The sequence below is a fragment of the Photorhabdus khanii NC19 genome (assembly GCF_000517265.1).
Classification (GTDB): domain Bacteria; phylum Pseudomonadota; class Gammaproteobacteria; order Enterobacterales; family Enterobacteriaceae; genus Photorhabdus; species Photorhabdus khanii.
This window is the reverse complement of the sequence record NZ_AYSJ01000014.1, coordinates 164,978-185,468: the sequence shown is the minus strand read 5'-3', so window position 1 is coordinate 185,468 and position 20,491 is coordinate 164,978. Positions and strand designations below refer to the sequence as shown.

Here is a 20,491-nt window from a genome sequence, read left to right as displayed (position 1 = left end):
CGCACCGGCAAGATCGGGGGCTGGATTGTATTCAGCTCTACCTGTAATAACGGCGTATTTCCATACCTCACCACAACGCTGACGGACTTTTTTCAACTTCTCAGTTGCCCCGCGCTTTTCCATTCTTGAAAGAACGTCCAATAACTCCAGTGGTTTTATGTCTGCTATTGGCCTGTCTCCAATATAAGGAAAAACATCATTTTCAAATGCACTCATCATGTCAGAGCGATATCCTACCGACCACCTATCTTTGCGCTTTTCATACCACTCGCGAGTGATTTTCTCAAAAGTATTTTCTGACGTGATGGCATTTTCTCGTCTTCGCTGCTTTCTGTCCTCGGAAGGATTAATTCCACCAGCAACCATTGAGCGGCATTCTACCGTTCTTCTTCTGGCCTCCGTTAAAGGCACCTCAGGATAAGTACCTAAAGAGATCATCTTCTGCTTATCATCAAAACGATAACGGAATCTCCACCATTTAGAACCATTCGGTTCTACTAATAGTGAAAGCCCATTTCCATCAGACAACGTGTAAGACTTTTCTTCCGGTTTGGCTTTCTTGATAGCCATGTCTGTTAGCTTCATCATCTCACCAATGTGTATAGGAAAATTTGTATAGGAAAAACTATACACAAAACTATACACAAATTCTTGTCGATTTTAAGAGATGCCAAGAGTCTTTAAGATACTTGTTTTCTATATTCTTATTGATTTTATTGGTAAAAGTAGACTTTAAGGGATGTTAGTAGAAGTTAAATTGGCGGAGGAGGAGAGATTCGAACTCTCGGATGGTTTCCCATCGGCGGTTTTCAAGACCGCTGCCTTAAGCCGCTCGGCCACCCCTCCGCAATGGCGTGCACTATAAACAGCACTGATAAAGATGTAAAGCCCCCTCTTGTTCAATTGCCGTAAATTTACTCTTTTTCACTGTTATTGGCTTATTTTCTCCGCATATATACAGACCATCCTTGGGTATAACAGTGATTTTTGCTAAATTACTACCATCTTTTCTTGATGGTTAAACGATTATGTTGGTATTCGAAGGTCGTGAGATCGAAACCGATGCACAAGGTTATCTGAAAAACAGCAGTGATTGGCAGGAAGCAATGGCTTCATTACTCGCCGAACAAGAAGATATTGATTTGAGTGAGCAACATTGGGAAGTCATTCGTTTTGTCCGGGGATTTTATGAAAAATTTAATACATCCCCGGCTATCCGTATGCTGGTAAAAGCAATCGCACAAAAGTATGGAGAAGAAAAAGGTAACAGCCGCTATCTTTACCGCTTGTTTCCCAAAGGGCCAGCAAAGCAGGCAACTAAAATTGCCGGGCTACCAAAACCGGTAAAATGTATCTAATAACAATCTGACTCAGTGGCGGACGCTAAAGTCTGCCACATCCTCCACGGCACAGGACTGAGACGAAAAACTATCGATCCGCGCCCTCGGTGGCCCACCCTGCTCCAACCAATGGGTTAATTTATCCAGTTGCTCACTTTCACCATAAGCGACAATTTTGACACTACCATCATGCAAATTACAGACGTAACCAGTCAGCTTATTGGATTTCGCCCAACGAAAAGTTTGATAACGAAATCCAACCCCTTGGACCCTGCCATAAACATAAATGGTTAACCCATATTTCATCATAATGCCCCCCTATCTACCCAGTCACCTTGCGGTATCGCTCACATATATAGTTAAGCACACCATTCTCGGTTGTGTTTTATATTTACTACAGCTAACCTGAAATTAGGTGAAGTCGCTCTCGCAATTATTAAAGCAAGAAAATGACTTCAACTACCGGGTATGCTCTTGTAATTCACCTTACTGCCCTCATATTCGTATCAATGCAAGGTTTTTTTGGAGGTGGCTATGATTATTGCCAGCAAATTCGGTCTCGGCCAACAAGTACGTCACAAGCTTCTAGGTTATTTGGGCGTTATCGTAGATATTGATGTGGAATATTCTCTGGAACAACCCCAAGAAGATGACATTGCATCCAATGCAGCCTTGCGTTCTGCTCCCTGGTATCATGTTGTGATGGAAGATGACGACGGCCAGCCTGTACATACTTATTTAGCCGAAGCGCAATTATCCTATGAAGCATCCGATGACCATCCAGAACAACCTTCCTTGGATGAGTTAGCAGAATCCATCCGTAATCAGTTATTAGCCCCACGACTGCGCAATTAACCCATATTATATTCCTCGAAAGGCAGTTATTCTGTTTTTAAACTGCCTGTACGGCAGTACACCCTCTGTTCGGTTGTTCGTCAATGAGTGAAATTTCTAAGCTGCCTATCCGGCAGTGCACCTAATCTTGGGATTTCAATTTTCGGACAGTGATCCATAACAACTTCCAGACCTGCTTCCTCCGCCAACCTTTTTGCTTGTTCGTTAATAACACCAAGTTGCAACCAGAGCACTTTTGCTTTGATATCTATAGCTTCTTGAACGATTCCATAGGCAGCTTCAGCGTTGCGGAATACATCTACCATATCAACAGGCTGAGGAATATCGGCTAATTGCCCATAAACGTGTTGCCCAAGCAATGTTTGCCCGGCAAGTTTCAAATTGACAGGAATAACCTGATAGCCTTGTTCCAATAAATAAGCCATAACTTTATAACTCGGACGATCAATTTTCTCACTGGCCCCTACCAACGCAATAGTTTTCACTCGTCTCAGTATGTCCGCAATTTGCTGGTCACTCATTTATTACTCCTTAACAAAATCCAGTATTTTCACTTTGTTTATTTATTCAGCCAAAACGATATCTTAAGGCTTACGTTGAACAAGTACATTTAACCGCTCCAGTTGATGCACAAACACAGATGGATTTTTCTTGTCCTGCATCAACCAAACCTGCTTCTTCGCCCGGGTTAATGCAACATACAAAAGACGACGTTCTTCCGCATCAGGAAATTCCTCCGGTTGTGGCAATAAAACCAGCTCTATCACCGATTCCCTTACCGGTGCAGGAAAACCATCTTTTCCCTGATGCAACCCAAGAATAATCACATAATCCGCTTGTTGCCCTTTCGAAGCATGAATCGTCATGAACTCTATTTTAAGTTTAGGCCAGCGAGTCGTTGCTTTTCTTAGTAATTCAGGTTGCAAGTGGTGATAACGTGCCAGCAATAAAATTGTTTCCTGCTCGGTGACATAGCCACTCATTTTATTTAACAAAGGTTCAAGCTGATCTTCCGGCAGGATGACAACAGACTTTTTGTTACCTTTAGTCAAACTGTTTAAGTGCTTCCTCAATTGATTTGGGTTTTGTTGCACAAATGCGTTAGCAATCTCACCAATCCGATCATTAAACCGATAAGAGGTATCCAGTACACATTCAGTACCTTTGCCAAAATAATCAGCAAATGCAGTAGTCAACACTAACTCAGCACCATTGAAACGATAAATTGCCTGCCAGTCGTCCCCTACGGCAAACAAGCAACTTTGGCTGTTTTGCGCCCGCAATGCAGCGAGCAATTTAGCCCTTAATGGTGAAATATCCTGAAATTCATCGACCAGAATATGTTTCCACGGGCTGATAAACCGTCCTTTCTCCAAAATATTCACGGCCTGATGAATCAACCCTGAGTAATCAACAGCGCCTTCTGTTTTCAATTCAGATTTCCACGCTTTTAATAAAGGCCCCATCAAGCGAATACACTTTTGAAACTGATCCAGATACTCTTCCTGAGCCAACTCTGTCATAGCCTTCTGACTACCACCGTGCATACGCATTAAGCCCAGCCAGCGCTCAAGCCTGCCTGACAAACGGTTAGCAAGCTGTTCATCACGCCAAAATTCACCTTCCGGCACTTGCCATTTCAGCCCCTCGGTCAGCCATTCCCGCCAACCCTTAGCTTGTGCTTTTTTCTCACTGCATTGTTGCTGCCAGTGTTTAATCAGAAAATCCCTTCTTTTTTGTCCGTCAGTTTCTAATGTGCTGATTTTAGGTGCTCTATTACTTCCTTGTTGAATAATATACAACGCCAGCGCATGAAACGTTTTCGCTTTGATATCTTTCACACCAAGACGAATCTGAATCCGTTCATTCATCTCATCAGCAGCCTGATTACCAAACGCGAGCAGTAATATCTGTTCAGAAATCGCCTGTTGACGAAGCAATAGCCAACCCGCTCTCGCCACCAGTACGGATGTTTTTCCACTACCTGCACCAGCAAGAACCAGTACTGAATTTTCACCATTAACAACGGCCAGGCTCTGAGAAAGGTTTAAAGGAGATGTTTCTACCCGCTGAAAAAAGTCACGGTGTTGTTCCAACATACGTTCTGTCCATTGCAGATTTATCTTTTCAACAGACTTTTCACCATTCTCAAGCCAACGCAAACAAATTCGATACCCGTCCCGGCAATTATCAAATTGCTCCAGACGCTGTAATGGCAGCGGTAAAGCCTGAAATACTGCCTGAATCCGCTGCTGTAACTGGAACAAATCCGCTTTTTTAAGCCAGTGATCCTGCTGCTCAATTTTATTGATTTCATTAACCTGAGCCGCCAGTACATCAGCACTGACATCACTCATTTCCTGGCTCCATTTCTGCCATTCATCAAGCAGATAATGATAAAAGCGCTGAGTTTGCCGCCATTCAGTGCCATGAAGGCGAATAGCTTGTCCACCGGGTAGTTCAAACTCCAGCTCACCCCAGACAATGCCTCGTTTGCACTGAATATCAATTAGCTGGTTAAATGGGATAAGGTATTGATGCTTCTCACCACTGACTTCGATACCCGCATTCAGCAAACGCACCCGGTTATAAGGATGTTGAGCAAGGCGTTGACCAATTCGTGTTGCTTTAAGTTCCATTATCGTAGCGCCATACCTGAAAAATAGTTGAACTATGTCTTATAAGGGTTTTTTATCACTAATAAACCTTTTATCATAATGGTTATTTATGACCGTTATCATTACCTCAGAGGTATTTTGTGCTAACTGTTTCCCCCGGTCCGCGCCGTTTTCTTTATAACAGTCATCTTCTCTATTATATCCGCATCCTGATAGCCCTGACTGGAACAACATTAGCGCCTTGGTTTCTGGATAAAGAACCTAAAATAACCATACCATTGACCTTGGGCGTTGTTGCCGCAGCACTGGCTGATCTTGATGATCGTCTGATTGGCCGTTTACGCAATCTGGTGATCACGCTGATTTCTTTCTTTATCGCTTCAGCCTCCATTGAATTACTGTTCCCTTATCCTTGGCTTTTCACCATCGGGCTGGCGTTATCCACCTGTAGCTTTATCTTACTGGGCACCCTTGGACAGCGTTATGCAACTATTGCATTTGGCGCGTTGTTGATTGCAATTTATACCATGCTGGGCGCATCTATTTTCCCACTATGGTATCAGCAACCGCTATTACTGTTGACAGGGGCAATCTGGTATAACCTGCTCACCCTCACCGGCCATTTACTGTTCCCTATCCGGCCGTTACAGGACAATCTGGCGCGTTGTTATCAGCAACTTTCAGCTTACCTTGATGCCAAAGCTAATCTGTTTGATCCTGATATAGAAGAAGAATACCAGCAAGCTGTCGTTAATGTGGCAATGGCAAACGGTGATTTAGTGAACACACTGAATCAAGCCAAAGCCTCCTTGCTAACCCGTCTGAAAGGCGATCGCGGCCAGCGTGGAACTCGCCAAACTCTGCATTATTACTTTATTGCACAAGATATTCATGAACGGGCAAGTTCATCTCACGTGCAATACCAAAGCCTGCGGAATATTTTCCGCTATAGCGATGTTCTGTTCCGGTTTCAACGTCTTCTCGCCATGCAAGCCCGTGCTTGTGAACAAGTTGCTCAGTCGATACTTTGGCACAAGCAATATCAGCACAACCCACGCGTTGAACGAGCATTTAATTATTTGGAAAGTTCCCTGCAACAACTCAATGAACAACAGAAACATAATCTCAAAATTACTGCATTATATAACCTGCTGAAAAACCTGCGGGCAATTGATGCGCAACTATCAAGCATCAGTTCTGGGCAATACAATCTTTCCAAAGAAAGAAAAGATGAGACCCAACTATCTGATGAGCGTTTAACTGGCTGGCGCGATATCCGTCTAAGGATCAGCCGTCATCTGACGCCACAAGCAGCTTTATTCCGCCATGCGATCCGTATGTCTGTTCTGTTGTGCAGTGGCTACGCCATGATCCAATGGTTAGATCTACAACGCGGGTACTGGATTTTACTCACCAGCCTGTTCGTGTGCCAACCCAACTACAGCGCTACCCGCCGCCGTTTGGCACTGAGAATAATAGGCACCATTGCCGGAATATTAATCGGCTTGCCAATCCTCTACTTTGTGCCATCTATTGAGGGACAATTGGTACTGATTGTTATCTCTGGGGTACTATTCTTCGCTTTCCGTAATATTCAATATGCACACGCGACCTTGTTTATCACACTACTGGTATTACTATGCTTCAATTTGCTGGGTGAAGGTTTTGAAGTCGCACTACCAAGGATCGTTGACACATTAATTGGCTGTGGTATCGCCTGGTTAGCAGTAAATTTCATTTGGCCAGACTGGAAATTTCGCCAGCTACCACAAGTGATAAGCCGGACCATGAACACCCATTGCCGCTACCTCGATGCGATTTTAGTTCAATATTGTCAGGGAAAAGATAATGGCCTGAACTACCGAATTGCCCGCCGTGATGCTCACAATAGTGACGCAGAGCTGGCATCAGTTATTTCAAACATGTCTGCCGAACCGAAAAGTTACCAGACCTCCCAAGAAGAAGTGTTCCGGTTACTGTGCCTGAATCACACCATGTTAAGTTATATCTCTGCACTGGGAGCGCATCGGGATAAATTGGATAACAAAGTTATTCTGGATATTCTTAATGATGCTATTTGTTATGTCGATGCAGCATTAAAACCGGGATTAATAGATGATGATAGAATTGAGCAAATATCTGTCAACATAGCGACAAGAATTGAGCAAACCCCGGCAGAAAGAGACAGTAAAGAACAGCTGGTATTGCAACAAACAAGTTTATTAATAGGATTGTTGCCTGAAATTGTCTCTCTGATTAAAAAAATTAATCAATAATAGCCAGGTTGATATACTGGGGCAGTTGACTGCCCCTTTTATTTAGCTGTTCACGATAAAGATCTAACAAGCCAATTCCTTATGCCAGCGTAATAAGTCATTACGAATCTGTACCGGCAAAACGGCTGAATGGCATCCTTCAATTGCACCAGCCAGAGCAAGTAATAAATTAACATTAGATTTTCTTTTATACTGATGTAGTTTTAAATAACTGGCTTTCGCGCCTAACAGCCGTAAATCTTCAACTTTACATATTCCTACCTTCCATAACTGACGCTCAAGAGACATTCCAAGATTAGGCAAATCTTTCAAGCGTGTTGGCATCTTTTTTTTACCCGTCATTTCAATTAACGAGTAGTGATAAGCCAAATACGCATATTGAGATAATAATTCTTGATCTTGCCAAAGTGATTCAACAACCTGGTAATAACGCAAAATTACCGGCACTCCCTTTTTCGAGTAAATATAGTTTTTCATCCCTCTGGCTTTAAATAATACTTCAGCATGGCCATTTCCCCGTAAATATAATTCTCCATCAGCAATAATAGCAAACATAATCCCGTCAGCCAGCAGGCTGTAACCGCCGAACTGTGGCTTCCTTGTCAATCTTCCAAATGAAGAAAAACCATTTTTGAGTTGAGTAAAACGCACCTCAGACAACAACATACTGATCACTCCATGAGTTTTGTGCAAATAAATCTTTTATCCATAGATTTGTCCCAACTATTAGAGAAATAAATAACAGGAACAAGCAATTGAAAACATACGCAATTCAATTTTCCCTGCCAATGGTTAAATGAGTTTCAAGCCATTTATCGTAAATATTTGCGAAGCTCTTTGAAAAAATAGACTTGATCTTAGCCTGACATGAAGATACTGTATATTAATACAGTTACTTGTGGCGGGGTTCATTATGGGCATTCAATCATCCTGGGTTTACCTTCCTAAACATCAGCTAACAGAAAAGCGACTATCACTCTCTTCACCTGCGCAAGATAATTCAGCCGGACGTGGTGGTATCGTGAGTGAATTGATTTATAGTGATAACCAAGCTGTCATTAATCATATATTGCTACCTTTGTTACGCCAGTCAGGAAATGAAGCCCGCTGGTTGCTATGGGTTAGTCCACATCAAAAACTGAGCCGCCAATGGCTAATTCGCTCTGGATTACCCTTAGATAAAATTGTGCAATTAAATCGCATCAACTCTATTACAACAGTAGACGCAATGGAAAGAGCGTTAGCAAGTGGTAATTACAGCGTGGTGCTTGGCTGGTTGCCAACGTTATTAGCAAGAGATACAGTAAGATTACAGTCTGCGGCACAAAAAGGTAATGCATTGGCCTTTATTATGCGCCCACAAGATGTAAATAAAGGAGCCAATGGCACTGAATCGCAATCAAATTTACTAAAAATTCATTCTATTTACTATCATTGACCAAAATTAGGAATTATTCCAATATTCATGACACAAAATAACCAATTCAGGCTTAGAATCACTAATCACAACTAAAATCAATTAATTAAGATAGGATTAGTTGTAAAGAATAGTAAAGTTTTTTTTAAAATCATACATTATCTTTTAAATTTTTTGCTCTATTAATCAAGGGCCACTTGTAACTTTTTAACTTCGTTGTAGACTTTACACCATTAAAGGTTACTGCCCTTGGTTCCTTATGTACTGTTTGGTCCATTGATTTGATAGAAGTGCAGTATTCCTAACTGAGTTTTTTAATCAATATGGCTAATAGCCTATCTCAGTAGATATAATTTAGTGCAGGCTATTCTTATGGACAAATAGTGAACACCGATAGCGTACAAAATTTAAAACGTACATGCAGTAACGGTACATGAAGAATTTGAGCCCTGCTCAGTGTTCACTGTTATTACTAAAGAATGGCAAAGGAAATAACCTAATGGGATAGGCAGTAAGTAAAAAGGCTCCCGAAGCCAATTGCCTATTGGGTGATGATAATAACGAGGCGTTAAAATGAAAAAGACAGCTATCGCGGTAGCAGTGGCAGTGGCCGCTTTCACAACTGCAACGCAAGCAGCTCCAAAAGACAACACGTGGTATACCGGTGGTAAATTGGGTTGGTCCCAATACCATGACGTAAACTTCTACGGTAACGGTTATACCAATGAAATCGGTAATGGCCCTACTCACAAAAGCCAACTGGGTGCTGGTGCTTTCTTAGGCTACCAAGCTAACCCATATCTTGGTTTTGAAATAGGTTATGACTGGTTAGGCCGTATGCCTTACAAAGGTAACGTAAACAATGGCGCCTTCAAAGCTCATGGTTTCCAACTGGCGACTAAATTGAGTTATCCAATTATGGATGATCTGGACGTCTATACTCGTCTGGGTGGTATGGTTTGGCGTGCAGATTCCAAAGCGAATTACGGTGCCACCAATACTCATCTGAGAAATCATGATACAGGCGTTTCGCCACTGGCAGCTATTGGTGTCGAGTATGCGGTGACCAAAGACTGGGCGACTCGTCTGGACTACCAATGGGTTAACAATATCGGTGATGCAGGTTCAGTCGGTGCGCGTCCTGATAACGGCTTGCTGAGCGTAGGTGTTTCTTATCGCTTCGGCCAAGATGAAGCAGCCGCTCCAGTTGTTGCCCCAGCTCCAGTTATCGCTCCAACGCCAGCGCCAGTTGTTGAGAACAAACGTTTTACTCTGCGTTCTGATGTTCTGTTCGCATTCGCCAGCGCTGAGCTGAAAGCAGAAGGCAAGCATACTCTGGATAAACTGTATACTGAATTGGCAAACATTGACCCAACTCAGGGTAAAGTGCTGGTTCTGGGTTACACTGACCGTATCGGTAAAAACGAACACAACCAGCCATTGTCTCAAAAACGCGCTCAAAGCGTAGTTGACTATCTGGTAGCTAAAGGCGTTCCTACCGGTAGCATCAGCGCAGAAGGCCGTGGTAAAGCAAATCCAGTAACCGGTTCTACTTGCGACAAAATCAAAAAACCGAATTTAATCAACTGTCTGGCTCCAGATCGTCGTGTAGAGATCGAAATCCAGGGGATTAAAGAAGTTGTTACTCAAGCGCAAAAAGCTGCTCATTAATCGCCGTTATTGATTACATTAGTCATTAAAAGCGCAGAAAGCCCCATTTTCAGATGGGGTTTTCTTTTAGCTGTCTCCCCCTAATCCTAAAAGTTCGTTTCGCTCTCCATGAGAATTTAGGCGGGAAAATTCCACAGTTTTATTAAGAATCTCGTTGCAATACCAACCCACAACAACTGAGGCTACTCGTTCTTACCCAGAATAGCTTCCAAGTCATGCTTCAAACTGGACATTTGGGTGGCGTATTTTTCTTTACGTTCAGCATCTTCAATTAATTGTATGATAGTTTCGGACAGCGTATTACCCCGTCTCTGAGAAAGTGCAGATAAACGATGCCATACAAGAAAATCTAAATCGATAGATTTCTTGCGGGTATGCTGATGTTCTGCATTAAAATGCCGTTTACGCCGGGCTCGGATAGTTTGCTTCATTCGGTTGAATAAATCAGGATTCATATGCTGCTCAATCCATTTAAGTACCCTTACCGGCTCACTCTCAAGTTTGATCAGCTTATCAACCGCTGCATGAGCTGCGCTGTTTTCTATATATTTAGTAATTGGCTCACCTTCCTGATGTTTTCTAATCAGATAAGCCCATTTCCAGCCACATTCCAGATTTTCCAGTTGTTGATATTTCATCTTATTTTCCCGGTGACAGCGTAACTTAAAAATAAGCATAGCAACTATTTTAACAAATTGCTTATAACCAAACTGATTAATACCTATTTTTTGCTCAAAATAATGCCTTACATAAAGCGTCCGAAATAGCAAACATTCAAGCATGTTGGTTTATATCTTAATCTTGTATAATCGACGCTTTCCTACTTCACATATATAGCGATCACTTTGACCAATAACAAACTAGACTGGCAGGCATTACTGCCGAATTGCGCACCCTATGAAGCGCTTTTTCATTCTGCTTCCCAACAGACGCCTGCCAGTATGGAAGCCGTTCAATCACGGCTACATAGTGGTTTGCAGCTTTTCTGCCGGATGGATTCCCGCCAGCCTTTTATGCTGTTGAAAGCCGAAGAATGTGATACTTATTTGTCAACATTGGCTGAATCCATCCATCCATTACTCCCCAAAGAAGCTCCTCAAATTGGTGGTGACTATCAGATAGAGCAACAAAAAATCAGCTGGCACCCCTCAACAGAAGGCCATTTCACACCTGAGTTGCGAGTAGCCTATCGTGAATGGATAGAAGCAGAGCAATTATTTGGTTGCGTCCATTCTCACCACGGAGAAATTCACCTGCAACCCGGCCTGGTCCATCAGGTAAATGGCGGCGTACTCATCCTGCCATTACGTACCCTGTTATCTCAGCCGTTAATGTGGGTTCGCCTGAAACAGATGATTATTCAGCAACGCTTTGAATGGTTATCTCAGGATAATAATAAACCTTTGCCATTACCGATTCCCTTCATGCCATTAAATCTGCGTCTGATTCTGGTTGGGGATCGTCTGAGCCTTGAAGAGTTTCAGGTTACCGAGCCTGAATTAGTAAAAAACGCGCTATATGGTGAATTTGAGCTGGATATGCCACTGCATAATGAGCAAAATTTAAGTCTGTGGTGTAGTTATATCAATGGGCTTATTCAGCAGTGGCAATTGCCGCCATTGAGCGATAATGCCTGGCCTGAATTTATCCAACAAGCAACCCGCTATGTAGAAGATCAATACAGCTTGCCTTTGGATATTCTCTGGCTACACCGGCAACTGACCGCTGCGGCACTCTATCAGCAAGAAAATCAGATTACCGCTCTATCAATTATACAAGCAGAAGAGAATCGTCGCTGGCGCCACAACTATCTGCCCGAACGTGGCTTAGATGAGATTCATCAAGGTCAGATTCTTATCCATACCCAAGGTATGGTTATTGGTCAGATTAACGGATTATCTGTGCTGGAGTATCCCGGTCATCCTGACCCAGTAGGCGAGCCATCCCGTATCACTTGTGTGGCTCATGTGGGAGATGGGGAATTTATTGATGTCGAACGCAAAGTCGAGTTAGGTGGCAATATCCATGCTAAGGGCATGATGATTATGCAAGCCTTTCTGATTTCCGAGCTAAAGCTAGATCAACCGCAACCTTTCTCTGCATCTATTGTATTTGAACAATCCTATGGTGAAGTTGATGGTGACAGCGCTTCACTTGCCGAATTATGCGCACTGATAAGCGCTCTTTCCCAGCAACCCATCGATCAACAGCTGGCTGTCACAGGTGCGGTGGATCAATTTGGCTATGTTCAACCCATTGGTGGTATTAACGAAAAAATAGAAAGCTTTTTTGAAGTATGCCATCGCAGAGGGCTAACCGGCCAGCAAGGCGTTATCCTGCCAACAGCAAATATCCGCCATTTATGTCTTAATCAAGCTGTTGTAGACGCGGTAAAAGAACAAAAATTTCATTTATGGTCAGTAAAACATGTTTCTGAAGCACTACCTTTATTGACAGGTGTCCCTTATTATGATGAACAAGAAGCACACTTGTTAGCTATGATACAGGAACGTATAACCCAGATGAATAATCAGGAACGACCTAAATTTCCATGGTTTCTTCGCTGGTTAGGTTAATTCAGAATGTCTGATCGGAGTTGTTCAGCGTACAAGTGTACACTATTATTTACCCTACATTAAATATAAGGCTATTTTAGAATATGGTTGATAAACGCAAATCCTACACAAAAGAAGATCTTATGGCATCTGGGCGAGGTGAATTGTTCGGAGAAAATGGGCCACCATTACCATCAGGCAATATGCTGATGATGGACCGCATCATTGAGATGACAGAAAACGGTGGTACCCACGGTAAAGGCTATGTAGAAGCTGAATTGGACATTAATCCTGATTTGTGGTTTTTTGACTGCCATTTTACTAACGATCCGGTAATGCCGGGCTGTCTTGGCCTTGATGCGATGTGGCAATTAGTGGGATTCTTCCTTGGCTGGTTAGGTGGCGAAGGCAAAGGGCGCGCGCTCGGTGTTGGCGAAGTTAAATTTACTGGTCAGGTATTGCCAACAGCTAAAAAAATCACTTACCGTATTAATTTCAAACGTGTTATTAACCGTAAATTGATTATGGGTCTGGCTGATGGTGAAGTCCTGGTAGATGGCAAAATTATCTATACTGCAACAGATCTGAAAGTGGGCTTGTTTAAAGATACCAGCACTTTCTGACAAATAACCAGTGAAATATCAAAAAGCAAGGTGACTGGCTAATTGCTTTTCACCTTTTTACTAAAAGCGAAACATCAAGTAACACAGTGTACATATCTGGAATAACATATTCTTCCTGCAAAGGCCATTCCGGCGACACCTCAAAATCTGGGGTTTGATACCCAGCAATGGCAATAGAACGTAAAAATCAAATTAAGTTCTGAATTTTAGACCTGCCTGCACATATTTCTACGTAAAACCATACCTGCTCAATCTGCATCATGGGCCCTTATTCTCTTTGACTGATTAGTATGCAATTGGCAAATTGTGCTATGCTCAAAGTGACCTGATATATCAATAAGCTCACAAAAGCATACTGATAGCAGGTGAAAAATATTCATAAAATTTATAATTATTATTAACAAACACAACCAAGGGTGATTTATATGAACATCAGAAAAATAATGCTCATCATCGTAGCATTGACTCTTACACCAACTACCATAGCAAAAAAACTAGATAGGGTTGACGGTACCGTCGAAATGCTAAAAGCACCTAACACGAATGGAGATTGCTATGGAAAAATAATGACCCCTACTCACGCCCAAGGATTTAGGTGGGTATGTACTATTAATGGCGGAGCGACGCTATTATCATTGCTTCAAACAGCCTATACAAGTCATGAAATTGTAACCATCTCAATCAATGGGATTGAGGAATATAGCCCTCTCTTTTGGGTTGAATTACATCATAAATGTTTATCAAATGCAGCTTACTGCAATTATTAAATTACGCCATCCCGCGTATTAGTAAGTAGATTATTTAATGGCCGCAGCATGAGCCATGTTGAACAGGTTAAATAGGATGTGTCACCTGGCGGCCATTGATTCACATTTTATTGAATTCGCAAATAAAATATCAAAGGTGCACAACAACATGAAAAAATTGGAATCCTGACATTACTAATACTTACCGATTTATTGCACACTGTGCACCAAGACCTTTATCACACAATGCGTTAAAATAAATATTGGTAAGCCATTAGTGCCGGAATAAATTTATTTTTATGCGATATGGCCATTTTTACTTTAATCACCGCAAAGGGAAATCTAAACAGAAAAAATATCAACAAGGCTTAATCTGACAGATATCTGTATTAATCAGTCACTGTCAGATCAAATTTAGGTTAATATACATTGATAAAAAGTAGAGATTTTGCTCACTTAATTATTACTTTAATTCGTGGCCTTAGTTTGCCAGACTAAGCCATCGTTGCCCTGTCTTCCATAGCCTGACGCCACCCTCCTAACCAATGAGAACGGGCATCTAATGAACAATAGGGGCAATGCTCCCTTGGACGTCCTAAAATACCAGCCTGATACCCTTTCGACAACGCACGTGCTAAACGATCTCGTTTCTGTCTCTTCATGCCTTATTTACCTCATAAGCTATATCAGTAGAAAGAAAACAGTGGTCGTCATTTATCCAACCACAATTTAGAAATACCCCTATAAGTTTTGAAAATCAAGTCAAGAAATTCATATTAATGTAATATTTGTTATATTTAGTACAGAGAAATCGATAACAGACTAATAATAAAGAGAAATTTTTACGTTGCGAAGAATATTTATTTTCTCCGGGAATAAAAAACTTTACGCCCGGAGAATGGCAGAGGTTACGATTGGGAAATCAGTTGACTAGCAATAGCTTGCGCCAATTGGCTCCATCCTTTTGCCAATGTGCGGACTAAATCATCATAACCATCTTCTTCCTGTTCCAGTTCCAGATTAAAAGGCTGTTTAATCACACTCCCCTGACGGACTAACGTCCAGTAACCTTGCAGAATCACCTTGCCATCATAGCGACCATGAAAGCGGGTCACTGTCACATCCAAAGTATCAGGTTTATTAATCAGCGGTTGGGCAGAAACCAAACACCAAGGCAACGCCATGGTTAATTCAGCTACCAGAACTTGCTGTAACTGCTGTTCCAATGGACTTGCCCACAGATGATTCGCCGCACTGACATAACTGACATCACTACTTTGATACACCACACCTGGGGATGACAGATAATCGGATAACATAACCCGTTGTACCCATAACTGGCGATCATGCTGCACAACAGCGCTATTTTGTGATGTTATTTCTACTATCGGCAATTGATAATAGGTCTTTTCCGGCTGACTACTACAAGCGGAAATAAAAATTATCAAAGTTAACGCCAACCTTCTCATCATTTTTTAGCCTTCTTCGGTTCTGGATCTTCAATTGGCTTAGCTTCAAAAACTAAGGCATTGCTCTTATTATTCAATGTCCTCAAGACAGGTTGTAATTCACTCAATACTTGATCCAGTCTCTGCATATTATCTAGCATCTTGTTATAAGCCGGTGAACCAGGCTGGAAACCTTGCATACTGCGGTTAAACTCCTGCAATGTCTTCTGTATATCTTTCGGCAGATCTTTCGTTTCAGGATTTGCCAGCACTTTATTCAATTCATCAAGGGTCCGTTGCGCTTTTCTGATAGCCTTCTGACTCTCTTCCAGAGTACGGATAGCCTGATTAAACATCGGTTCAATGGGCATATTATTAATTTTGTCCAGCGCTGAAATAATTTTATGCTGAATCTGAGCAAGACCACCGCTGATTGTCGGCAATAACGGATAACCTGCGATCTCATGCGGTCCGGGCCACCCTTTTTCATTCGGATAGAAATCCAAATCAATAAACAGCGCTCCGGTCAGCAAGTTACCCGATTTGAGAGAAGCCCGCAGACCACGTTTAGTTATGCTATTCAGCTCTTTCTCAACATCAAACCCTTCTCCCAACTCTTTCTCAAAGCGCCCTGGCTCAATAGAGATAAGTACCGGAATACGAAAATCGTTATCCATACGCTGTATCATCCCTTCCGAATAGAACGGTACCTTTGCCACCGTCCCCAAACGAATCCCACGAAATTCCACTGGCGCGCCCGGCTGCAACCCACGGACTGAATCAGAGAAGAGCAACAGATAATCTTTATGTTCGGTATATAAAGAATCCTGAATGCTTTTTTTATTATCGAAAAGTTTGTAAGTGGCTTTTTCTTTAACCGGCCCACCCAGTTCCCAACCTTTAGGTACATCAAAGCTGACACCCCCACCAAACAGAGTTGATAGCGAAGCCATGTCAACGCGTACCCCCTGAGAAGACAGATCAACCGTGATACCACTTTCTTTCCAAAAACGGACATTGGTTGTCAGTAAACCGTCATAAGGTGCATTAATAAACAACTGGTATCGCATCAGATGGGATTTTGGTTCAAACTCGCTGATTTCAACAGAGCCAACCCGATAGCCCCGAAACAGCACTGGATCGCCCGGATTGAGCTGACCCGCTTTATCACTGGTCAGTATTACACGGATACCTTTTGCGTCAGGTGAAGCCAATGGAGGTGAATCCAACAAATTAAATTCATCTTTTTCATCACCAAGTGTTCCCGGTTGAAGTTCAATAAAAGCCCCGGACAAAAGAGTACCAAGACCCGATATACCATCACGGCCAATCTGCGGTTTCACTACCCAAAAGGCACTATCACTATGTAATAGATTTTCCATACCATCATGCAGCCGGGCCTTGACAATAACCTGGCTAAGATTATCACTCAGCATGACCCTCTCAACCACGCCGACATCCACGCTGCGGCTCTTAATTTTAGTTTTACCTGCTTCAATTCCTTCTGCGTTGGAAGTAATCAACGTCACTTCCGGCCCTTGATGGCTGAAATGGTAAAATAATATCCAGGCACCAATCAGCACGGTCACAATCGGCACAATCCAGACTGGCGACCAACTTTTAATTTTATCGATTCTGGCCTGATTCTGGTCTTCAACTTTATCCGTCACTTTGACACTCCTTCATTGCCTTATAACGAATGTTTAACGTTGGCTCTATCCCAAATTAAACGAGGATCAAATGTAATTGCCGCAAACATAGTCAAGATAACAACTAAAGCAAAAATAACCGCCCCCATAGCAGGATAGACACTCATCAATTTCCCCATACGCACCAGTGATGACAATATTGCAATAACAAATACATCAATCATTGACCAACGGCCAACAAATTCCACAATTTCATAAATAAAATGCATCTGTGCGGAATCCCGTTTACCGTGGCCTTTTGCATCCCAACACAACCAGCCAATTGCCAGCATTTTCAGTGATGGCACCATAATACTGGCGATAAAAATGATTAAAGCTACCGGGTATGAACCTACACTCCACAGTAATATCACCCCAGCCATAATCGTGGAATCACTCTGACTGCCGAGCGATTCTGTCACCATCATTGGCATGACATTAGCAGGAATATAAAGCATTAAAGCCGTAACCAGCAGCGCCATTGTCCATTGCAGACTGTTACGGCGACGGGCATGTCCCCGGGTATGACAGCGTGAGCATACCAACTGGTCTGACGGTAAAATAGCCGTACAACACTGACATAACCGGACGCCCTGCACCAAACCCGATTTCCCAGCCTGTAACGGTATATCTACTTTAGGCGCGGGCACAATCTGGTTCCATAGCCAGTGGCGATCCAGACACTGAAATGCTCTCACCTGGAGAAGACAAAACAGACAATATGGCAGAAAACTTAAACCTAACCCAATATCACCATAAGCCATTAATTTGACGAAGCTGACTAATACCCCCGCCAGAAAGATTTCAACCATGCACCAGTTCTTCATCTGAAATAGCACCCGGGCCAGCCAAACTCTTATCTTCTGAGAAATAACAACACCCTGGCACAACAGGATAACCGCTACCATACAGAACGCAGGCACCAATTGAACACAGAGCAGAAAAAATGTTCCTATACTGGCGTAATCTTCATTGAACAGCACTTGTGGGATTTGAGATAAGGTAATTTCGCTGCCAATTCCGGCCACATTCATGCGAACAAACGGAAATAAGCAAGCAATCAACAGCATAAATAATGCACTGATTGCATAACCCGTTGGTTGATGCTTAGGTTCCTTCCACCATGTGACTAACGTCGTTTCACAACGGGGACAAACCGCCTTGGTTCCCTGAACCCATTCTGGCAATGCCACCAGCAAATCACATTGAGAGCACAATACCATGTCATGGTGATGGTTATTGGAACACAAGGTCTTTCTCCTGTAAGAAAACCGGGAATATCCGCAGAATCATACTCAAGGTGATCCTACGGTATGATTCTGCTAAGTATGATGATTATTAGCCGTTTTTCAATGTTTCCAATTCCTGCCAGCGATCAAAAGCAACTTCTAATGCTTGCTCTCTTTCAGACAGTTTTGTCAATATTTTTCCGGTCACTGCATGTGGTTGATTAAAAAACTCAGTATCACTCACTTGAGATTGTAATTGATTAATCTCTTCTTCCAGTTTCTCCAGCAATGACGGTAATTGATCTAATTCACGCAACAAATGGTAACTCATTTTGTTACCAAGACGTTTTGACGACTCTTTAACCTTCTCCGCTTTAACTTCAGCTTGAAGTTTTTTCTCACTTTGCTGGCGCAGTGATACAGTCTGCTCACGCTGTTGTTGAGCATCGTAATAACCACCAACATAGTTTTTGATCACACCATTGCCTTCAAAAATCCAGCATTCAGTGACTGAGTTATCAACAAATTGACGATCATGGCTGACCAGCAATACTGTACCTTTATAACTGTCTACCAGCTCTTCCAGCAATTCCAGTGTTTCCACATCCAAATCGTTGGTTGGTTCATCAAGTACCAGCAGATTACTGGGGTTCAGGAACAGACGTGCCAGTAACAACCGGTTCCTCTCACCACCGGAAAGCGCTTTAACCGGCGTCATCGCCCGTTTAGGATGAAACAGAAAATCCTGCAAATAACCCAAAACATGGCGAGAACGGCCGTTAACCATCACTTCCTGCTTACCTTCAGCCAGGTTGTCCATTACCGTTTTTTCAGGATCAAGTGCTGTACGATGCTGATCAAAATAAGCAACCTCCAGCTTAGTACCACAATGAACACGGCCGCTATCGGGTTGCAAATCGCCTTGCATCAATTTCAGTAAGGTTGTTTTACCACAGCCATTTGGCCCCACCAGTGCAATTTTATCCCCACGCTGAATCTGAGCACTGAAATTACTGACCAGTTTCCTGTCACCAATCTGATAATTCACATTTTCCAGTTCAAATACAATCTTACCGGAACGACTTGCTTCTTCCATCTGTACTTTGGCTGTTCCCATCACCTCACGACGTTGGGAACGCTCAACACGTAACGCTTTCAACGCCCTGACACGCCCTTCATTGCGGGTACGGCGTGCTTTAATCCCCTGGCGAATCCACACTTCTTCCTGCGCTAATCTGCGATCAAATTCAGCGTTCTGCATTTCTTCCACACGCAACGCTTCTTCTTTGCCTTCAAGAAACTTGTCGTAATTACCCGGCCATGAAACCAATTTACCGCGATCCAAATCGACAATACGGGTTGCCATATTGCGAATAAACGAACGGTCATGGGAGATAAAAACAATACTGCCTTGAAAATCTTTCAGGAAATTTTCCAGCCATTCAATGGTATCAATATCCAGGTGGTTGGTTGGCTCATCAAGAAACAAGACTTTTGGTGAACTGACCAACGCCCTTCCCAATGCAGCCTTACGCAACCAGCCACCAGAAAGAGCAGAGAGTTTCTCTTCGGCAGGTAAAGAGAGCTGTTTCAACACGTCATTAATACGACTGTCCAGTGACCATAATCCACGGATATCCAGCACTTCTTGCAATTCCGCCAAACGGTTGAGGTTCTTCTCACTTGGATCATGTTCCACCAAACGGGAAACCTGATGGAAAGATTTAATGTATTCCGCCTGTTCCTGAACACCTTCGGCAACAAAATCAAAAACAGTCCCTTCCACATCACGGGGAGGATCCTGTTGTAAACGGGAAACGATCAGATCCTGTTCATAAATAACCTGACCATCATCCAGCGACTGTTCTTTCGCTAATACCCGCAACAAAGTCGATTTTCCGGCACCGTTACGACCAACCAGACAAACCCTTTCATTTTCTTCTATATGCAATTCTGCATTATCAAGTAACGGCGCATCACTGAATGACAACCATGCACCGGATAAATTGATTAATGACATAGTAA

General features: G+C 42.6%; 19 protein-coding genes and 1 tRNA gene. 8 read left to right on the top strand and 12 right to left on the bottom strand.

Going from position 1 to position 20,491, the window contains the following annotated elements:
- Together PTE_RS16395 and PTE_RS16390 are read right to left on the bottom strand one after the other, a co-directional pair.
- Positions 1-585, bottom strand: a 585-nt coding sequence (locus tag PTE_RS16395; RefSeq protein WP_036848887.1) for a tyrosine-type recombinase/integrase, incomplete at its 3' end; no start/stop codon positions are given.
- Positions 586-758: 173 nt separating this feature from the next.
- Positions 759-846, bottom strand: a tRNA-Ser gene (locus PTE_RS16390).
- A gap of 182 nt (positions 847-1,028) precedes the next feature.
- Here PTE_RS16390 and tusE point away from each other — a divergent pair.
- The gene (gene tusE / locus PTE_RS16385; protein ID WP_036848885.1) at positions 1,029-1,358 is read left to right on the top strand and encodes a sulfurtransferase TusE; all 330 of its coding nucleotides are present in this window, start codon (positions 1,029-1,031) and stop codon (positions 1,356-1,358) included.
- Between the two features lie 12 nt (positions 1,359-1,370).
- On the opposite strand, the gene yccX is transcribed toward tusE, so the two are convergent.
- Complete coding sequence (gene yccX, locus PTE_RS16380; RefSeq protein ID WP_036848883.1) at positions 1,371-1,649, bottom strand: acylphosphatase; 279 nt, start codon at positions 1,647-1,649, stop codon at positions 1,371-1,373.
- Between the two features lie 225 nt (positions 1,650-1,874).
- On the opposite strand from yccX, the gene hspQ reads away from it, so the two are divergent.
- Positions 1,875-2,195 carry a heat shock protein HspQ gene (gene hspQ / locus PTE_RS16375; protein ID WP_021326539.1) on the top strand — a complete coding sequence of 107 codons (321 nt, stop codon included), beginning with the start codon at positions 1,875-1,877 and terminating at the stop codon, positions 2,193-2,195.
- Positions 2,196-2,275: 80 nt separating this feature from the next.
- Here hspQ and PTE_RS16370 read toward each other — a convergent pair whose 3' ends face one another.
- Together PTE_RS16370 and helD are read right to left on the bottom strand one after the other, a co-directional pair.
- On the bottom strand, positions 2,276-2,716 hold the full coding sequence (locus PTE_RS16370) for a CoA-binding protein (protein ID WP_036848880.1): 441 nt from the start codon (positions 2,714-2,716) through the stop codon (positions 2,276-2,278).
- Between the two features lie 63 nt (positions 2,717-2,779).
- Positions 2,780-4,834: a DNA helicase IV gene (helD, locus tag PTE_RS16365; RefSeq protein ID WP_036848877.1), complete on the bottom strand. Its 2,055-nt coding sequence runs from the start codon at positions 4,832-4,834 to the stop codon at positions 2,780-2,782.
- A 119-nt stretch (positions 4,835-4,953) separates the two neighbouring features.
- Here helD and yccS point away from each other — a divergent pair, with 119 nt between their 5' ends.
- A complete protein-coding gene (gene yccS / locus PTE_RS16360; RefSeq protein WP_036848873.1) occupies positions 4,954-7,089 on the top strand; it encodes a YccS family putative transporter in 2,136 nt (711 codons plus the stop codon).
- A gap of 63 nt (positions 7,090-7,152) precedes the next feature.
- Here yccS and PTE_RS16355 read toward each other — a convergent pair whose 3' ends face one another.
- Positions 7,153-7,755, bottom strand: a complete 603-nt coding sequence (locus PTE_RS16355; protein WP_036848870.1) for a TfoX/Sxy family DNA transformation protein — start codon at positions 7,753-7,755, stop codon at positions 7,153-7,155.
- 247 nt (positions 7,756-8,002) lie between these two features.
- Between PTE_RS16355 and sulA the strand changes: the two genes are divergently transcribed.
- Entirely contained in the window at positions 8,003-8,527 is a 525-nt protein-coding gene (gene sulA / locus PTE_RS16350; protein WP_036848867.1) for an SOS-induced cell division inhibitor SulA, read from the top strand.
- A 552-nt stretch (positions 8,528-9,079) separates the two neighbouring features.
- Positions 9,080-10,177, top strand: a complete 1,098-nt coding sequence (ompA, locus tag PTE_RS16345; protein ID WP_036848864.1) for a porin OmpA — start codon at positions 9,080-9,082, stop codon at positions 10,175-10,177.
- Between the two features lie 182 nt (positions 10,178-10,359).
- Here the strand turns inward: ompA and matP are convergent, their stop codons facing one another.
- The gene (gene matP / locus PTE_RS16340) at positions 10,360-10,815 is read right to left on the bottom strand and encodes a macrodomain Ter protein MatP (protein ID WP_036849585.1); all 456 of its coding nucleotides are present in this window, start codon (positions 10,813-10,815) and stop codon (positions 10,360-10,362) included.
- Positions 10,816-11,022: 207 nt separating this feature from the next.
- Here matP and PTE_RS16335 point away from each other — a divergent pair, with 207 nt between their 5' ends.
- The 3 genes from PTE_RS16335 to PTE_RS16325 all read left to right on the top strand — a co-directional run bounded on the left by PTE_RS16335 (position 11,023) and on the right by PTE_RS16325 (position 14,122).
- A complete protein-coding gene (locus tag PTE_RS16335) occupies positions 11,023-12,753 on the top strand; it encodes an AAA family ATPase (protein WP_036848861.1) in 1,731 nt (576 codons plus the stop codon).
- An 83-nt stretch (positions 12,754-12,836) separates the two neighbouring features.
- On the top strand, positions 12,837-13,355 hold the full coding sequence (gene fabA, locus PTE_RS16330; protein ID WP_036848858.1) for a bifunctional 3-hydroxydecanoyl-ACP dehydratase/trans-2-decenoyl-ACP isomerase: 519 nt from the start codon (positions 12,837-12,839) through the stop codon (positions 13,353-13,355).
- Between the two features lie 425 nt (positions 13,356-13,780).
- The gene (locus PTE_RS16325; RefSeq protein WP_036848856.1) at positions 13,781-14,122 is read left to right on the top strand and encodes a hypothetical protein; all 342 of its coding nucleotides are present in this window, start codon (positions 13,781-13,783) and stop codon (positions 14,120-14,122) included.
- Positions 14,123-14,595: 473 nt separating this feature from the next.
- Here the strand turns inward: PTE_RS16325 and rmf are convergent, their stop codons facing one another.
- From rmf to PTE_RS16305, 5 genes are all read right to left on the bottom strand, one after another.
- A complete protein-coding gene (rmf, locus tag PTE_RS23945) occupies positions 14,596-14,763 on the bottom strand; it encodes a ribosome modulation factor (RefSeq protein ID WP_071992996.1) in 168 nt (55 codons plus the stop codon).
- Between the two features lie 246 nt (positions 14,764-15,009).
- Positions 15,010-15,573: a membrane integrity-associated transporter subunit PqiC gene (pqiC, locus tag PTE_RS16320; protein WP_081738256.1), complete on the bottom strand. Its 564-nt coding sequence runs from the start codon at positions 15,571-15,573 to the stop codon at positions 15,010-15,012.
- Positions 15,570-17,219 (bottom strand): intermembrane transport protein PqiB, encoded by a 1,650-nt coding sequence (gene pqiB / locus PTE_RS16315; protein WP_036848853.1) that lies wholly within the window; start codon positions 17,217-17,219, stop codon positions 15,570-15,572. The genes pqiC and pqiB overlap by 4 nt, the downstream gene beginning before the upstream one ends.
- Positions 17,220-17,239: 20 nt before the next feature.
- The gene (gene pqiA / locus PTE_RS16310; RefSeq protein ID WP_036848850.1) at positions 17,240-18,487 is read right to left on the bottom strand and encodes a membrane integrity-associated transporter subunit PqiA; all 1,248 of its coding nucleotides are present in this window, start codon (positions 18,485-18,487) and stop codon (positions 17,240-17,242) included.
- Between the two features lie 88 nt (positions 18,488-18,575).
- Positions 18,576-20,486, bottom strand: a complete 1,911-nt coding sequence (locus PTE_RS16305; RefSeq protein ID WP_036848847.1) for an ABC transporter ATP-binding protein — start codon at positions 20,484-20,486, stop codon at positions 18,576-18,578.
- Between the last annotated feature and the right edge of the window lie 5 nt (positions 20,487-20,491).

Excerpts from the sequence above, each read along its gene's own strand:
- tusE (WP_036848885.1), top strand. The coding sequence starts at position 1,029 with ATGTTGGTATTCGAAGGTCGTGAGATCGAAACCGATGCACAAGGTTAT.
- yccX (WP_036848883.1), bottom strand. The coding sequence starts at position 1,649 with ATGATGAAATATGGGTTAACCATTTATGTTTATGGCAGGGTCCAAGGG.
- hspQ (WP_021326539.1), top strand. The coding sequence starts at position 1,875 with ATGATTATTGCCAGCAAATTCGGTCTCGGCCAACAAGTACGTCACAAG.
- PTE_RS16370 (WP_036848880.1), bottom strand. The coding sequence starts at position 2,716 with ATGAGTGACCAGCAAATTGCGGACATACTGAGACGAGTGAAAACTATT.
- helD (WP_036848877.1), bottom strand. The coding sequence starts at position 4,834 with ATGGAACTTAAAGCAACACGAATTGGTCAACGCCTTGCTCAACATCCT.
- PTE_RS16355 (WP_036848870.1), bottom strand. The coding sequence starts at position 7,755 with ATGTTGTTGTCTGAGGTGCGTTTTACTCAACTCAAAAATGGTTTTTCT.
- sulA (WP_036848867.1), top strand. The coding sequence starts at position 8,003 with ATGGGCATTCAATCATCCTGGGTTTACCTTCCTAAACATCAGCTAACA.
- ompA (WP_036848864.1), top strand. The coding sequence starts at position 9,080 with ATGAAAAAGACAGCTATCGCGGTAGCAGTGGCAGTGGCCGCTTTCACA.
- matP (WP_036849585.1), bottom strand. The coding sequence starts at position 10,815 with ATGAAATATCAACAACTGGAAAATCTGGAATGTGGCTGGAAATGGGCT.
- fabA (WP_036848858.1), top strand. The coding sequence starts at position 12,837 with ATGGTTGATAAACGCAAATCCTACACAAAAGAAGATCTTATGGCATCT.
- PTE_RS16325 (WP_036848856.1), top strand. The coding sequence starts at position 13,781 with ATGAACATCAGAAAAATAATGCTCATCATCGTAGCATTGACTCTTACA.
- rmf (WP_071992996.1), bottom strand. The coding sequence starts at position 14,763 with ATGAAGAGACAGAAACGAGATCGTTTAGCACGTGCGTTGTCGAAAGGG.
- pqiC (WP_081738256.1), bottom strand. The coding sequence starts at position 15,573 with ATGATGAGAAGGTTGGCGTTAACTTTGATAATTTTTATTTCCGCTTGT.
- PTE_RS16305 (WP_036848847.1), bottom strand. The coding sequence starts at position 20,486 with ATGTCATTAATCAATTTATCCGGTGCATGGTTGTCATTCAGTGATGCG.